Origin of the sequence: Proteus sp. FME41 (assembly GCF_014897315.1) — a bacterium.
Classification (GTDB): Bacteria; Pseudomonadota; Gammaproteobacteria; order Enterobacterales; family Enterobacteriaceae; genus Proteus.
In genome coordinates, this window is record NZ_JABUYL010000002.1 from 14,935 (window position 1) to 30,617 (window position 15,683).

General features: G+C 39.4%; 14 protein-coding genes. 7 read left to right on the forward strand and 7 right to left on the reverse strand.

All coding sequences use genetic code 11. The features are described 5' to 3' along the window. Positions 1 to 204: 204 nt before the first annotated feature. Positions 205 to 1,911 (forward strand): phospholipase, encoded by a 1,707-nt coding sequence (locus tag INT04_RS02700; protein ID WP_193014621.1) that lies wholly within the window; start codon positions 205 to 207, stop codon positions 1,909 to 1,911. Between the two features lie 90 nt (positions 1,912 to 2,001). On the opposite strand, the gene INT04_RS02705 is transcribed toward INT04_RS02700, so the two are convergent. From INT04_RS02705 to INT04_RS02735, 7 genes are all read right to left on the reverse strand, one after another. Beyond that, complete coding sequence (locus INT04_RS02705; protein ID WP_193014622.1) at positions 2,002 to 2,583, reverse strand: DJ-1/PfpI family protein; 582 nt, start codon at positions 2,581 to 2,583, stop codon at positions 2,002 to 2,004. A 5-nt stretch (positions 2,584 to 2,588) separates the two neighbouring features. Continuing rightward, complete coding sequence (locus tag INT04_RS02710; RefSeq protein ID WP_193014623.1) at positions 2,589 to 3,230, reverse strand: bifunctional 4-hydroxy-2-oxoglutarate aldolase/2-dehydro-3-deoxy-phosphogluconate aldolase; 642 nt, start codon at positions 3,228 to 3,230, stop codon at positions 2,589 to 2,591. Continuing rightward, positions 3,211 to 4,182 (reverse strand): sugar kinase, encoded by a 972-nt coding sequence (locus INT04_RS02715; protein ID WP_193014624.1) that lies wholly within the window; start codon positions 4,180 to 4,182, stop codon positions 3,211 to 3,213. Before INT04_RS02715 ends, INT04_RS02710 begins: the two co-directional genes overlap by 20 nt. Then, positions 4,179 to 5,033 carry a tagatose bisphosphate family class II aldolase gene (locus tag INT04_RS02720; RefSeq protein ID WP_193014625.1) on the reverse strand — a complete coding sequence of 285 codons (855 nt, stop codon included), beginning with the start codon at positions 5,031 to 5,033 and terminating at the stop codon, positions 4,179 to 4,181. Before INT04_RS02720 ends, INT04_RS02715 begins: the two co-directional genes overlap by 4 nt. Before the next feature lie 114 nt (positions 5,034 to 5,147). Continuing rightward, complete coding sequence (locus INT04_RS02725; protein WP_193014626.1) at positions 5,148 to 6,623, reverse strand: DUF2264 domain-containing protein; 1,476 nt, start codon at positions 6,621 to 6,623, stop codon at positions 5,148 to 5,150. A gap of 54 nt (positions 6,624 to 6,677) precedes the next feature. Beyond that, complete coding sequence (locus INT04_RS02730) at positions 6,678 to 8,288, reverse strand: sulfatase (RefSeq protein ID WP_193014627.1); 1,611 nt, start codon at positions 8,286 to 8,288, stop codon at positions 6,678 to 6,680. A gap of 40 nt (positions 8,289 to 8,328) precedes the next feature. After that, positions 8,329 to 9,564: an anaerobic sulfatase maturase gene (locus INT04_RS02735; RefSeq protein ID WP_193014628.1), complete on the reverse strand. Its 1,236-nt coding sequence runs from the start codon at positions 9,562 to 9,564 to the stop codon at positions 8,329 to 8,331. 534 nt (positions 9,565 to 10,098) lie between these two features. Here INT04_RS02735 and agaR point away from each other — a divergent pair. The 6 genes from agaR to INT04_RS02765 are packed head-to-tail and all read left to right on the forward strand — an operon-like array spanning position 10,099 to position 15,631. Next, entirely contained in the window at positions 10,099 to 10,878 is a 780-nt protein-coding gene (gene agaR, locus INT04_RS02740; RefSeq protein WP_193014629.1) for a transcriptional repressor AgaR, read from the forward strand. A gap of 54 nt (positions 10,879 to 10,932) precedes the next feature. After that, a complete protein-coding gene (gene kbaZ, locus INT04_RS02745; protein ID WP_193014630.1) occupies positions 10,933 to 12,213 on the forward strand; it encodes a tagatose-bisphosphate aldolase subunit KbaZ in 1,281 nt (426 codons plus the stop codon). A gap of 12 nt (positions 12,214 to 12,225) precedes the next feature. Continuing rightward, positions 12,226 to 13,416 carry an SIS domain-containing protein gene (locus INT04_RS02750; protein ID WP_193014631.1) on the forward strand — a complete coding sequence of 397 codons (1,191 nt, stop codon included), beginning with the start codon at positions 12,226 to 12,228 and terminating at the stop codon, positions 13,414 to 13,416. Between the two features lie 24 nt (positions 13,417 to 13,440). Beyond that, positions 13,441 to 13,935 (forward strand): PTS N-acetylgalactosamine transporter subunit IIB, encoded by a 495-nt coding sequence (agaV, locus tag INT04_RS02755; RefSeq protein WP_193014632.1) that lies wholly within the window; start codon positions 13,441 to 13,443, stop codon positions 13,933 to 13,935. Between the two features lie 48 nt (positions 13,936 to 13,983). Then, positions 13,984 to 14,751: a PTS N-acetylgalactosamine transporter subunit IIC gene (agaW, locus tag INT04_RS02760; protein WP_069367637.1), complete on the forward strand. Its 768-nt coding sequence runs from the start codon at positions 13,984 to 13,986 to the stop codon at positions 14,749 to 14,751. Next, the gene (locus INT04_RS02765) at positions 14,741 to 15,631 is read left to right on the forward strand and encodes a PTS system mannose/fructose/sorbose family transporter subunit IID (protein WP_193014633.1); all 891 of its coding nucleotides are present in this window, start codon (positions 14,741 to 14,743) and stop codon (positions 15,629 to 15,631) included. The genes agaW and INT04_RS02765 overlap by 11 nt, the downstream gene beginning before the upstream one ends. The last annotated feature ends 52 nt before the right edge of the window (positions 15,632 to 15,683 follow it).

Sequence of the window (15,683 nt, forward strand, 5' to 3'; positions counted from 1 at the left end):
GTATTGGTCTTTTTTATTTTTAATGAAAAAAGAAGTGAGTAAGTATTATGTAGAAATGATTAAAATTATATCAAATTATCATATGTCTGATAAATCATGTTTTTATGGGAATTAAAACATTTTATCTATATTAATTGAAAAGCTAATTATTTAAATATTTATTTAAATAACATGGCCTTCCTGTTTATAAAATAAAGGAATATTATGAAACTTATTGATGGATTAAAAACAGAATTAAAAGGTTTCTTCAATGAAACATCAGAAAATAACTATGTGAAGATTTTTGACACGCCTCATGTATGGGGAATGCCATTTGGTAAAGAAATTATGCCAAAAGCGATAGAGCGTGAGGCTGAGTTTGAACAGGCTATTACATCTATCTTAGATAAAATGTTGTATCGCTGTGATATTTCATCACTTAATGCCCCTGATGAAGAGTGGCGTAAAATTATTCTTGCTGCAATTGATAAATCTTTTTCTGAAAAGAAAGGGCGTAAAGAACGCACGCAAATTCGATTTTTATTTGCACAAACACCAACAGTTTTATTAAACGGTGTAAAATATTATTTTAGTGGAACACCCGAATATTTAGCATTGAAAAAAGATCTTATTGAATTGATTAAAGAGCGTGGGAAATATTGGGAATGTATTCCAGATATTTGGATTGGTCGCTTTTACCGTATTATTGATGGTTTAAAAGTTTCTTTAGAAAAAAAAGTATTACCTGAAGACTTTATTTCTGAATTAGATACTCGAATGACATGGAATCATACTAAAATTATTGCTGTTGATGGTTGCGAAGCTTTTGTTGGTGGTCATAATTTAAATATGGATCTTTTTAAAAGCTATCCACCAGTGCATGATGTATCTGTTAAAGTGGTTGGTGAATCAGCACTTCATTCCCAATTATTTTTAAATAATATGTGGGATGTAGGTAAAGATTTAATCACAAAAGAATATTTTGATAGTAAAAAAAATGAATGGGTTGACAAAAAAGCAAATTATAAAATTGCTGACCCATTAACGAAGAAAAGTATTCTGAAAGAAATTAAAAAGATAAATGAAGAAAACTTAGCTAAATCGCCGGATGAAGGCTTTTTCAAAACAGATCGTATTTTCTCTGTAGGAAAGTATTGGGAAGGCGCTGATATGCGGGTTGATTATAAGAAAGGTTCCGAAAAGATGAAGGAATATCTTATAAAAAATGCGAAGAAAAAAATCCGTATGTCTCAGCAAGATGTTGTAAGCGCATGGAAGAAAAAATGGAAAGATCACCCAGTCTGTCATTGGATCATTGAAGCGTTATTGAAAAATCCAGAGTTAGAAGTTGAAATTGTGGTTTCACCTTTAGATGCCGCAGCGGGTGCTAACGGTGACCAATATTCATTTGGTTCTGGTGCTCAAAGAACCTTTGAGTTATTTAAATATTACCTAACACATGACATTGATACAGACACAATTATTCCCGATCCCGATAAAATTCGTGAGTCAGCGTTGCGTCGTATTAAAATTGCGCCATTCTTTTTTACCGATAAAGTACCAAAAGCACGACAACTCGAAGGTAAAACTTATAAATGGCCTGATGCAGATGAATCATCTTATACAGCCACACTAAAAGAAGCGCCACTGAGTGAAGATCCCCCTAAAAAAGGTGATATTGGACATCCGTTCTGGTCATTAGTTAATGCGAGTGGTATTTATCCTAAAGTCGCTCCTGCACCAGGGAATCACGCAAAAGTGACTATTATCGATGATGAATTGTATATTGTTGGTTCAGATAATATGTACCCAGGGTATTTATCAGAATTTAACTATCTTGTTGAAGGTGAAGAAGCAGTAAGTACTTTTATTAAAGAGTATTGGGATAAATTGTGGCACTATTCTGAGCCTCATGCATTTAAACATAAATAATTTCGGTATATTGATTTATCGTTATTTAATATGAAAATATAAAGGGGAGCTAATCCCCTTTATATCGCTATTCATAAATAACTAATTTAGCTATTTTAGGTAGTCTAATGGCCAGTGTTTGAAATAAATATGATTAGCTTGCCAATCGACTTTTTCTGTATTGTCGCTTAATAAATGACGAGCCACCGTAAAGGCAAATTCAAAACTTACCCCTAATCCTTTTGCACTGATAAATTTTCCATCGACAACGACATCTTGATCAAGATAATGACCATCATCATATTTGTCCGCCAGTTTATCGCCAGTACTGTAATTACGGCCTTCAAGGAGATGATGTGCCGCTAATACTTTGGCTCCAGAAGAGCACAGCGCGCAAATATATTTATCTTCAGCAATATGGCGTTTGATAAAGCTAATCACTTGTTGGCTAGCACATAAACGATCGGTGCCCTTAGGGCCGCCCGGCATCATTATTGCGTCATAACTGTGTGTCAGCTTTTCAGTTAATAGAAAATCAGCACTGATTTTAGTTTCAAAATAGGTATTTAATGCCAAGGTATCCATACAAGAAAGCACATCAACATGAATATCAAGGCGACGCATGATATCAATAAAAACAACGGCTTCGCCTTCTTCAAACCCATCTGCTAATAAAACGGCAACCTGTTTCATTTTGTTTATCCCTTATTTGCTTTTAGTAATGAGTGGATACTTTGAATATGATTAGCAATAGCCTCTTTATCTTGCTTATCAATCGCCTCTGCTGTGGCGATCCAACTTCCGCCACAAGCGATCACTTGTGGGATAGCAAGATAATCACTGACGTTATTTAAGCTAATGCCACCGGTTGGCATAAACTGAACCTGAGCATAAGGTGCAGCGAGTGCTTTTAGCATTTTTATGCCGCCAGAGGCTTCTGCAGGGAAGAATTTAAGTAAGGTTAGGCCTCTTTCAAGTGCAACTTCAACTTGGCTTGGGTTATTAATACCCGGCACAATATCAATGCCGTTATTAAGGCAGTAATCAACGGTACTTGGGTTGTAGCCTGGAGAAATAACAAAGCTTGCACCCGCTTCTTTTGCCATATCTGCTTGTTGTGTCGTTAATACTGTGCCCGCACATAAAATCAATTCAGGAAAGTGTGTATGCATTAACTTAATGGCTTTAGCTGCCGCTGGCGTGCGAAAGGTAATTTCAGCAACAGGGAGCTGATTTTGGGTTAGTAGTTCACCCAGCCAGATTGCATCTTCAGCGCGATTAATTTGGATCACGGGGATCACTTTCAGTGAGGAAAGTGTATCAACAATTGACTGCGTCATGGTTATCCTTGATATGTGTGTAGAATGAATCGGTGACTTCATGAGGAATAATGGCGCCGTGGTGTTGAATAACGAGCCCAGCTAATGTATTTCCCCATAAACAGCAGGTTGATAAGCTGTGGTTTTGTAACCAAGCAGCAATAAAGCCAGCATTAAATGAGTCGCCTGCTGCGGTGGTATCAATAACTGGCTTAATCGGTTTTGGTGAAATATAACCCATATTTTTGCTATCAGACCAAAAAGCACCATTAGCCCCCAGTTTGACAATCACATTCTGATTACCCCACTGGTGGAGGTGTTGTGCAATGTCTTGTTCTGTCAAAGTAGGTTGTTGCCACAACATCTGTTCATCATCGCCCGTAACTAAAGCGATATCGCTAAGTCTGTACAGTTTTTCAAACCACGCTTGTGCATGAGGTATTGAATCCCATAAACGCGGCCGATAATTTGAATCCACAATTAAGGTGATCCCACGTTGTTTAAGGTGGGTTAATTGTGTGAGTAGAGCCTCTTTCCCTTCAGGCGTTAAAATAGCAAGAGAAATCCCGCTGAGGTAAATCACACTATGCTCAGGCAGTGCATTTAGATGGGCTGAAAATTGGCTATTTGTCGCCATATAACGTGCAGCTGAATTATTACGCCAATAATGGAAACTTCGCTCTCCATTAGCATCAATTTCAATGGCATATAGACCTGGAAGCTTTTCGGGAATAGTAATAACAGATTGGCAATTTATTCCTTCATTTTCCCACGCTTTTTGCATTAAGACACTGTAAGTATCAGTGCCTAAACTTGTCATATAGCGTGGATGCAATGTAGGAATAAGTCGAGATAAATACAGCGCGGTATTTAGCGTATCACCGCCAAAACGCTGTTGTTGTGGCAAAAAAGGTTGGCCACTCAGCTCTATCATACATTCGCCAATAATGGCGACAGTTCTCTTTGTTTTCACAGTTTCCCATCACTTTTACAGACACGAATTTTATCTGCAACCACGGCTTTCATTGCGGCTTTGCCCGGCACAAGGTAATGACGAGGATCACTTGCGTCAGGGTTATCCAAGAAGTACTGTTTAATTGCATTTGAGAAAGCAATTTTAAGTTCGGTTGCAACGTTGACTTTGCAAATACCTAAATCGATACAACGGCGAACATCTGCATCAGGGATACCTGATGCGCCGTGAAGCACTAAAGGAATATCAGTTTTTTGGCGAATAATCTCTAAACGATCAAAATCAAGATGAGGTTCATGTTTATACATGCCATGCGCTGTACCGATTGCAACAGCCAATGAATCAATGCCCGTTGCTTTGATAAATTGTACTGCTGAATCAGGATCGGTGAATAGGGCATCTTTAGCATCAACGATTAAATCGTCTTCCTGTCCACCTAAGCGACCTAATTCAGCTTCTACAGTGCAATCCCAGTGATGACAGAAATTAACCACTTCTTTAACAATACGAATATTTTCTTCAAACTGAAAATGAGAAGCATCGATCATGGCAGATCGCACACCTGAAATAACTTTATGGCAAATATCAGGAATATCTTCATGGTGATCTAAATGTAGAGCAACGGGAATGCGGTATTGTTCTGCAGCCTGCCGACAAATAGAGATCAAATAATCACTGCCGGCATAAGCAAATGTGCTTGGTGTACCCGCTAAGATAACAGGAGATGCCATCTCAGCGGCTGTTTCCATCACAACTTGAATGGTTTCCAAGTTATGAATATTAAAAGCAGGCACAGCATAATTTTCACGCTGTGCTTTATTGAGCATATTACGAGTAGAAACCAGATACATATTTGCCTCTCATCTTTCGTTTAATTACGAATTATAATAAACGAAAGAAATAGAAAGGTAAAAGATCTAAATCACATTTTTATCCCCTTCGCACTGAAAGTAAATGAAAGGTGATTAGAAAAAATGCGCCATTTTAGAACTATAACTGGTGATCCCTTTGCGTAATAAATTATTCTTAGGTCGTCTTGACTGGCCTATCATGGTTTCAGTGACTTTTTGTACTACAGTTTGTTTTTCTAAACGGCGAGTTAATGGCGTTTGCTGAGTGGTATAATCTTCGCAAAAAATAACGGTTACCTCTTGCGTTGCTTTTACTCCAGTGACTAAAGCTTGAATCGCAGGAATTTCGAAACGAAAGTTATCTTTTTCTATGGGTAAAGGAAGCGAAGGTGTTTGCCATAAATTGATACGATCGGCACAATAAAGCGCGATAATGACGGCACGTAATGACCAAAAACTGCTGGCAGGGCCGCTGTAGTTATCCACCAAACGAGGATCGTACGTAAACAATCCTTGTGTTGGTGCACCATTTTTTAATGCACCTTGAGAAATAAAATAACGCAAACTGCTTTCAAAGGCACGCTTGGCTTCACCGACTTTTACTGAAGGGCAATGTAAATCGACACCAGCCAATAATGGCGCTGAAACAGCAAGCCGATAACAGGCACTACGACCAAAAAAAGGAATACCTTTTGGGGTCATAAAATAAAGGTAATGTTGATTAAAAGTATTAAGTGATTGAGTAATAAATGCCGTATCAAATTGAGGATCAATTTGCGCTAACCAATACAATGAATAGTAAAAACCCCACGCATTGTAGTAATCATAATTACCTTTTGCTCCATCACGAAACCATCCATCACCAACATAAAACTCTTTTAATCGTTCATAACGCCAATGGGCAATGGTGTCTTTTCCTGTGAGTGATTTAATAACAAATTGAACGGTAAGAGGAAAGAAATGCCAATTATTATCAACAATTTCACAGTGATTAACTTGTTCAAACCAAGCAATAATTTGTTGTTGTATTGCGGGTGTTAATGTATCCCAAACCCATTCACGGCTTATCCAAAGAGTCAGTGCTAAATCTGCTGCCTCACAAATTCGCTGATCGTAATTTTCAAGTTTTCCCCAATATCCTTTATGAAGCGGATCAGTGCCATGAATAAAGCTTTGTTTGATCATTAAGGGCAAATTAAATACTTGCTGGTTTAAACCCATCAAGGTGCTTTTTTTGCTACTGACAATCCATGCTGCCAATAAAGGAAGAACTCGACTCACTCCTTCAAGGGCATCTGTTCTGACGGTTTGTTGTCCAGGGCTACCAGGATAATAAGCATGGGAGTAACCCCAGACTTGATAATGATGAAAAGCCTGAGTGACATACTGTGTCAACATTTCGCATAAAGAGAAAAGCGACTGATTTTCATCATTAAAAAAATCAGTGATCGTTTTATCATAGCGACGATAAGCCGATTTTCTGACTAATCGTCGAATAATGTTTTCCTTAAATAAGCGTTGGTAGATTTCTACGTTTGGGTGCTCATAAGGGAGTTTGGGACGTGCTGAAGATGCAATTTTAATAGCCATTTTCGTATCTCAGAAAAAAGACGCGTCCTTGCGAAACAAAACGGAAGTTGAATATTAAGGTTTTGCAGAATCCACTAATATTTGATAGTGATCTTGTCCCCAAAGAACGGGCTTTGGCTTATCTTTGATCCACTGGTAATATGCATTTTTTAGCTCTGTCACTTTTTGTGGATTTTGTTTGGCAAGATCAATTGATTCAGCCGGATCGTTTTTATCGTTAAAAAGTTGAGGCTGATTTTTCCCATCATCATAAAAATAAAGTGCCCATTCACCGTCACGTACAGCCCAAGCACCTTTAGAGAGTTTTTCTAAATTGGGATTTGTAGGCGGTGTTTTACGTTGATAGGTTATCCATTGATGATATCCATGCCAAAACTCTTGGTTTTCTTCACTGTAATGTTTAGTGCCAGGACCTGCCCAATAAAGATAATGATGAGGAGATTTTGTTGTTTCACCTTTGAGTAAAGGCATGATGTTTTTCCCTTCAACATTTAGATTGTCAGGAACAGTAATACCTGCTGTTTGTAGTGCAGTTGGTAAAATATCAAGTGCGGAGATCATCTCATCACTTTTTGTACCTGCTGGAATAGTGCCGGGTTGATAGGCAATAAAAGGTACTCTGACCCCACCATTAAACATTTGTCCTTTAAAACCTCTGTCCATCGCATTCATTGGCATTGGTGATTCATTAACTGCGCCATTATCTGATAAGAAAAAGATAAGTGTATTTTCTAGCTCACCGTTTGCTTTTAGTTTCGCAAGAATTTGACCAATCCCTTCATCGGCGGCATTTAAAGCAGCAAAGTATTTATCTGCTTCAACATTACCTGTATTAAATTTTTCCATATATTTAGCAGGTGAAGCTTGCTCCAACGGAATATGGGGAACGCTATAGGAGAGGTTAATAAAGAATGGTTTATCTTTATGTTCATCAATAAACTTTAATGTTTCATCTGTTAAAAGATGTGTCGTGTAGCCCGGCGCTGGAACATTGACCCCATTACGCCAAAATGCAGGTGAATTCCATAACGCTACACCTGATGCATAATAGCTAAAGTCGTAATCGAAACCACGTTCATGGGGGGCATAGCCCGCTTCTGGTGTTGAGATCATATTGTCGTGATAATCGCGAGTTTGCTTACTTTCATTAATTTTCGGTTTGCGGATCACCTTTGCATTATGCCATTTTCCAATACTAGCAGTGGCATAGCCATTTTCTTGGAAAAGTGCAGGCAATAGCTTGATATCTTGTGGGATCCCTAAGATGGCATCATCATTACTGTAAGTACCAAAGCTTGCAGGAGAACGCCCCGTAAAAATACCGGCTCGAGAAGGGCCACAAACAGGATGAGCAACAAATGCATTAGTCATTTTGGCACCATTTATTGCCATTTCACTGACATTTGGCATTGCAATGCGTGCGGCTTCAACCATTTTATTGATGTCGCCTTCATAACGTGGCGGTGTAGGTCTTTGTGCTAATGCATCAACATCTAAAGTATCCAGTACAAAATCAAGTTGCCCTGTTCCTAAATCATCCATCACTATGAGTAAAATATTTGGCTTTTCAGGTGTGCCACCTGCATTGGCAGAGATTGGGATACTTAAGCAGGACGTAGCAATTAGCCCCGCGAATAAGCTTTTTTTAACAAAAGGTAAGGTCACGGATTGTCTCCAGAATAAATAAGATAAAATAAAAATCAGGTTATTTTTGATAATTTCTTTTCATCGCAGGAAGCGCATCACTGGCGAGTCCTCCTTGCGAAATCGCTTGTTGCATTAATTGCATGCCTATCGCGGTATGATGAAATATTTTTTTATAAGAGCGACAGAGATAGTTATGACGATGTTTTTCGCCTTCAATAGCAACAATGCGATGTTTTGGGCAACCGCCATAACATAAGCTTTGTACTTCACACTGTTTACAAAGATTGGTTTGTTTATCGTATTTATTTTGACCAAAGCGTTGTTGTTGTTTTGACGTCACTAAACGCGCGAGACTATTTTGGTGGATATTGCCTAAATTATTAGCAGGGTAAACATAGTGATCACAAGAATAAACATCGCCATTGGCTTCAATGATCAATGCCTGACCACAAGTTTTAGATTGAATACAGGTTGATGCGGGATAGCCCATCCATGTGCCTAATAAACTATCAAATAAGCGAATATAGATTTTCCCGATATCGCCTTGTCGTACCCATTCATCAAATACTTCAGCCATAAATTGTCCGTAGCCTTCAGCTGGAACAGAAAATGGTGCTAATTGTGCATTGGGGCCTGGCGCGTAATGTCCACCGTGAGTATGAGGAAAGCGCCTATCGACTTCAACAATGGGAATAAATTGAAAGAAGGTTGAACCTAACGCTTTTAAGGCTTGATAAGTCTCTTTTCCTTTATTCCAGTTTTGGTCGTTAACAACGGTGAGTGTATTAAATTCGACACCATATTCATTGAGTAGCTTAATTGCTCGTTTCACTCTTTCAAAAGTAGGACTTCCATTGACGGAAATACGATATTTATCGTGAACCGCTTCAATACCATCAATTGAAACCCCTAATAGGAAATGATTATCAGCAAAGAATTTCGCCCATTGGCGATTAATGGCTATCGCATTAGTTTGTACACTGTTTGTAATTGTCTTACCGTTAGCAAACAACTTTTGATATTTGACGACTTGTTCAAAGAAAGCTAATCCTGCAAGCGTTGGCTCTCCGCCTTGCCAAGAAAAATCAATCTGATCGCCACTGTGTGACTGGATATAGTCTTTAATATAACGACGAAGCACTCCATCAGGCATTACGGTATGGCCTGCTTCTTTAACGTCATCTTGAAAAATATTTTCTTTTTCCAGATAAAAACAGTATTCACACTTAATATTACAGTGGTAGCTTGTGGGTTTTGCCATTATATGAAAATAAGCAGGTTGATTTAACGCCATTAGTCATTTCCTGAGTTTCTTTTTTATCCTGTTACATTACGTAAATTTTATCAAAACAAAAGAGATTAAAATCACAAATACGAAATAACGAAAGTAAATGAAAGGTTTTATCGAAAGACTAGAGCTTGAATCTTCGATTAAAATACTTTCGATTTGATACTATTTCATATTCTATTGACTATTTGAGCTATTTTTTTTATTTGTTTTTCGAAAAGAAATGAATGTGGTGAAGCTTTAGTCTGTGTTTTCTTAAATATAGTAGAGTTAAATCTAGATTATGGTGTTTTATCTAGCTATATATGGTGTAATCATAAGTATAGCATTGCGTTATATCATTTTATTTATTGGAAACTGATAGCCTCAAGGCTATGATTGAAATGACACGAAAATAATCGTAAGCAATCGACAATGATTCGAAACTTTGTGAAAGAGATCAAAAGTTTTGTTTTTTTGCATTGTCGGTTAAAATTAGCGTAGTAAACTACATTCGAAATCAAACGAAAGTTATTCTTTTGGTTTCGTAAGGAGACGAAAGTGAAAGCGGCAGTTGAGAGGCGTATGGAAATCTTCGATATGGTAAGCCAACAAGGTAAAGCCAGAGTCGAAGATCTCGCTGAATTATTTAAAGTCTCAAGTGTCACTATCCGCAGCGATCTAAGTTTTCTTGAGAAAAATGGTTATATCGTTCGCTCTCATGGTGCAGCAATTCCGAATACGGGATTTATTGCTGAAATGAGTATCCACGAAAAACGTGGACAAAATGCGGGCATAAAAACATTAATTGGGAAAGCTGCCGCAACGCTGATAAAGGATGGAGACACCGTCATTCTTGACTCGGGGACTACTACTCGCGAAATCGCGACGCATTTAAAGTCGCGTGAAAATGTAGTGGTCATGACTAACGGTCTGGATGTCGCAATGGAGTTAGCAAATACCTCAGGTGTTGAAGTATTAATGACCGGCGGTGTATTGCGAAAAAGTGCGTTGTCTTTTTCAGGCTCTCAAGCTGAAAATAGCCTTAGAAATTATCGTTTTGATAAGGTTTTTCTGGGGGTTGACGGATTCGATTTACGTGTTGGTATCACTACACATAATGAACAGGAAGCCAGTCTTAACCGTTTAATGTGTGATATCTCAGAAACGATTATTGCGGTTGCAGATTCTACGAAATTCAGTAAGCGCAGTTGTCATATGATCAGAGAATTTGGTGATATTGATATATTAGTGACCGATTCGGGTATTCCTGAAGAGTATATTCAGGAACTGAAAGATCACAAAATCGAACTTATTATCGTTGACGATAAGGCATCGTAATTTACTAACTCCATTAGCAGCACCGCCGGTGTTGATTGTGGAGTTAGTATTTAAATGCATCCTTTAGAAAAGATTGTTCAGCAACATAAATCAGGCAAACAGAATGGTATTTATTCTGTTTGTTCTGCCCACCCTTTAGTAATAGAAGCAGCTCTATTGCAGGCGCTGGATAATGATTCCTTTCTGCTGATTGAAGCCACCTCTAACCAGGTTGATCAGTTTGGTGGTTATACGGGAATGACTCCCGCTGACTTTTACCAATATGTCACTGAACAAGCTGAAAATATCGGTTTTCCTGTTGAAAAACTAATCCTTGGCGGAGACCATTTAGGGCCAAATCGTTGGCAGCATCTTAACGCTAAAGAGGCGATGGCCAATGCAGATGTGTTAATTGCGCATTATGTTGCCGCCGGTTTCAAAAAGATCCATCTAGATTGCAGTATGTCTTGTGCTGACGATCCCTCCCCGTTAACTGATGAGATTGTTGCATCTCGTGCAGCACGCCTTGCAGTGATCGCAGAAAATACCGCAAAAGAAACATTTGATATAAGTGATATTGTCTATGTTGTTGGTACGGAAGTGCCTGTACCCGGCGGTGCAGCTGAAGAGCTTGATACTGTTGAAGTGACTTCGCCAGATGCCGCGCGTAAAACATTAGAATGTCATCGCCAAGCTTTTCAACAGGCGGGTGTCGCGGACTGTTGGGAGCGGGTCATTGGCTTAGTTGTTCAACCCGGTGTTGAATTTGATCATACCGGTATCATTGATTACCAATCTGAAGAAGCACAAGCATTAAGCCAAGTGGTTAATGATTACCCTCATATTATCTTTGAAGCACACTCTACGGATTATCAAACTAAAGAGGCTTATCAACAATTAGTTCATGACCACTTTGCTATTTTAAAAGTTGGGCCTGCGCTCACATTTGCTATGCGTGAAGGTTTATATGCACTTTGCGCAATTGAAGAGACATTATTTCCGCAAGAACAGTGTTCTAAATTGCGTGAAAAAATGGAACAACTGATGTGTCGTGAACCGGGCTTTTGGCAAAAATACTATCATGGTGATGAACGTCAACAAGCCTTTGCTCGTGTATATAGTTTTAGTGATCGTATTCGCTATTACTGGCCTGATGCTGAAATTAATGCCGCTATCGACATACTAATGGATAACTTATCCGCTAAACCTATTCCATTACCGTTATTGAGCCAATACCTGCCTTATCAATTTACCCAATTTAGAGAAGGTATGATTGACGGCTCTCCTGAATCTTTTGTTATTGCGAAAATTCGTGATGTGTTATCGGTGTATGCCGATGCGTGCTATGTCCATTAATTGAGGGAAACCATGGAATATTTAAGCTATCAGACCGCTGAATTAGAGCAACTGAATGCATTTTGGACTGCGAAAGAAATTGAGCAACAACCCGAATGCTGGAAGAAAACATGGCTGTCAGTGAAAGAAAAACGTGCTGAAATTGATGCCTTTTTAGATAAAGCACTTGCAGTGCCTCATGCCCGAATTATTCTGACGGGGGCGGGGACCTCTGCTTTTGCTGGAAAGGCATTAGCCCCAATTTTAAGTGGCCATACAAAACGTCGAGTGGATGCGATTGCAACAACCGATTTAGTGGCTGATCCACAAGAATATTTGGCTGAAGATATCCCGACATTATTAATCTCTTTCGCACGTTCGGGCAATAGCCCGGAAAGTGTGGCGGCGCTAGATGTTGCGACCGAATGTTTATCACAGTGCTATCACTTGGTGCTGACGTGTAATCCCAATGGCAAGCTTTATGAATATTGTCAAAAAAACAGCAGTGCATTGGCGTTATTGATGCCTGAAGAGTCAAATGACCGTTCTTTAGCGATGACCTCTAGCTTTTCATCCATGATGATGGCGGCGGTAACCCTCTTTTTAGGTGAAAACGTATTTAGTGAATCTATCGCTCCCTTCTTTAGTGACTATAAAGCGCAGTTTGATAAAGCTAATCAGGTTATTCGTGATAAATACGCCGGTAAATTTAAACGGGTAATTTATCTTGGAAGTGGTGGATTACAAGGGCTGGCACAAGAAGCAGCATTAAAAATGTTAGAGCTAACCGCAGGTAAAGTGGTTGCGAGCTTTGATACCCCATTAGGTTTTCGACATGGACCTAAGTCTATCGTCAATAAAGAAACGTTAGTGGTAATGTTTTTCTCTAATGACCCTTATACACGTCAATACGAGACTGACTTATTACGAGAGGTTATTCACGATAATGCATCAGGTAAGGTGATCGCGATCACCGCACGAAATGATAACGCTTTCTCACCAGAGAGTTTTGTTTATATTCCTGCGTTAGAGAGCTGTTCCGATGTGGCGCTATTGTTCCCCTACTTGATGTTGGCGCAATCATTCGCATTTCACAGTTCCATTGCACTAGGGAATACGCCTGATAACCCGTCTCCGACAGGAGAAATCAATCGTGTTGTACAAGGCGTCACAATTTATCCGTTCTCATACAAAAAAGACGACACACAGTCTGCTTTAAATTAATAAAATATAATAAGAGAGCTAATCATGAACACACCGAATATTGTCTGGACCCGCATTGATGAACGTTTACTCCATGGTCAAATCCGCATTACCTGGGGTAAACATACTGAAGCAAACCTGATTTTAGTGGCTAATGATGACGCAGCAGAAGGCCCTAATGCCGCATTCATGCAAGCTGGAATGAAAGCATCAGCAGGTGGTGAATATGCTGTTCGCTTTTTCTCTATTCAAAAAACGATTGATGTAATTAGTAAAGCCGCTCCTCGCCAGAAAATTTTTGTTTTGTGTAATAACCCGACAGATGTTGCTCGTTTAGTGGAAGGCGGCGTGCCTATTACCCACTGTAATGTAGGCAATATGCATTTTCATGAAGGGAAACGCCAAATCGCAAAAACCGTATCGGTCAATGATACGGATATTGATGCATTTAAAAGCCTTGTAGCAAACGGCGTGACTTGCACAATTCAAAATACCCCCGATCAGACACCTGTTGATGTGCTAGCACTCGCATCAGCTTGATGGTTCCCTGAGCAAAAAAACCTGCATTAGCAGGTTTGAGGATTATTTATGATTTTTGAAGCTTCTTTAGTGGCTTTATGGGCCTTCTTTTGCGGTATCGATAAGTATGATGTCGCGTTAAATATTCACCGACCATTAATTACTGGGCCTGTTGTTGGCCTGATTATGGGGGATATGCAAGTTGGTTTAATTGCGGGGGCAACATTAGAACTTGCTTGGTTAGGCCTTGTGCCTAACGCAGGTGCTCAGCCACCTGATGTGACATTAGGTACGATAGCTGCGGTGGCTTTTGCCGTGATGACAAATCAATCACCAGAAGTTGCAATGGGAATTGGTATGCCTATTGCAGTGTTAATGCAAATGTTGGTGATTGGTTTCTTTGCAATGACCGCTTTCACTATGGGGAAAGCCGATAGATACGCAGAAAGAGCCGATGCGGGTGGTGTTTCACGGTTATTGATTATCACAATTATAGTTCGTTCATTACTCTATGCATTAGTTGCTTTTGTCACAGTTTATTTTGGTGAACATGCTGCTCAGTGGATTGATGACAATACACCAAAAGTCTTGCTTGAAGGCTTAGGTATCGGTGCGAAGATGGTGCCAGCTATTGGCTTCGCCATGTTGTTAAAAATTATGTGGTCAAAAGAAGTTGCAGGTGTGTTCTTTATTGGTTTCGTTATGACAACCTACTTAAAGCTTCCAATTATGGCTGTTGCTATTTTAGGGGCGTCCGCCGCCGCACTTTACTTCTTCTTTAGTGGTAACAACAAAAATACAAGTCAGCAGAATGAGGATTTCGAAGATGGTATCTGATAACAACACCGCATTGAAAACGCAGGATAAACCAGAAACGGGTTCTTTGATTGATGGCATTGATGAGTATCAAGATGCTACCGTCAGAAAAGTAATCACTAAGGGTGATCTTTGGAAGTGTGCATTTCGTGGCTTGTTTATGGAAGGTAACTTTAACTTCGAACGTATGCAAGGAGGAGGATTTGCCTTCTCGATTATCCCAGCATTAAAGAAAATTCACGGGAATAATAAACGCGACTATGCGACATCACTGAAAAACCATCTGCAATTTTTTAATGCCAGTCCAAAGCTGTTTACCTTCCTGTTAGGAACAGCCGTTGCAATGGAAGAAAACAAAGAAAAGCCATCCACTGTTAACGTGATGAAAGTCGCGGGAATGGGGCCAACAGGAGGGATTGGTGATGCTATCGACCATATGACCTTAATGCCTTTGACATTAGCATTGGGTGCCTCTATTGCAATGGAAGGGTCGATTGCAGGGCCTTTTGTTTTCTTTTTCTTATATCAAATTGTGCACTTTTTAGTGTATTTCGGGCTGATGTTTATGGGCTATCGCGCAGGTACTGCGGCGATGGTTAACATGAGCGATGCCACTGAAAAAATGGCTAAAGCTGCCAATATTATGGGTATTTTTGTTATTGGTGCGCTCTCAGCAACCTTTATCAAGGTGCAAACTACCGCCTCGTTAGAGCTTGGGGGGAAGGTCGTTGAATTACAAACCGCGCTCTTTGACAAAATTATGCCGAATTTATTGCCTTTATGCTTAGTTTTCCTGATGTACAAAATGGTTAAAAGCACTGGGTTTTGGGGTAAGCCTCCGGTATTGATTTTCTCAACCCTAGCATTTGGTGTTATCGGGCACGTATTAGGATTCTTATAACCGCGAGCCTTTTTCACCGTCGTTATTGTCAGTCGAAATATATTATTAACTT

Coding starts and splice junctions, on each gene's coding strand:
- INT04_RS02710 (WP_193014623.1), bottom strand. CDS start 3,230: ATGACGCAGTCAATTGTTGATACACTTTCCTCACTGAAAGTGATCCCC.
- INT04_RS02700 (WP_193014621.1), top strand. CDS start 205: ATGAAACTTATTGATGGATTAAAAACAGAATTAAAAGGTTTCTTCAAT.
- INT04_RS02765 (WP_193014633.1), top strand. CDS start 14,741: ATGGTATCTGATAACAACACCGCATTGAAAACGCAGGATAAACCAGAA.
- agaV (WP_193014632.1), top strand. CDS start 13,441: ATGAACACACCGAATATTGTCTGGACCCGCATTGATGAACGTTTACTC.
- kbaZ (WP_193014630.1), top strand. CDS start 10,933: ATGCATCCTTTAGAAAAGATTGTTCAGCAACATAAATCAGGCAAACAG.
- INT04_RS02750 (WP_193014631.1), top strand. CDS start 12,226: ATGGAATATTTAAGCTATCAGACCGCTGAATTAGAGCAACTGAATGCA.
- INT04_RS02725 (WP_193014626.1), bottom strand. CDS start 6,623: ATGGCTATTAAAATTGCATCTTCAGCACGTCCCAAACTCCCTTATGAG.
- INT04_RS02720 (WP_193014625.1), bottom strand. CDS start 5,033: ATGTATCTGGTTTCTACTCGTAATATGCTCAATAAAGCACAGCGTGAA.
- INT04_RS02735 (WP_193014628.1), bottom strand. CDS start 9,564: ATGGCGTTAAATCAACCTGCTTATTTTCATATAATGGCAAAACCCACA.
- agaW (WP_069367637.1), top strand. CDS start 13,984: ATGATTTTTGAAGCTTCTTTAGTGGCTTTATGGGCCTTCTTTTGCGGT.
- INT04_RS02705 (WP_193014622.1), bottom strand. CDS start 2,583: ATGAAACAGGTTGCCGTTTTATTAGCAGATGGGTTTGAAGAAGGCGAA.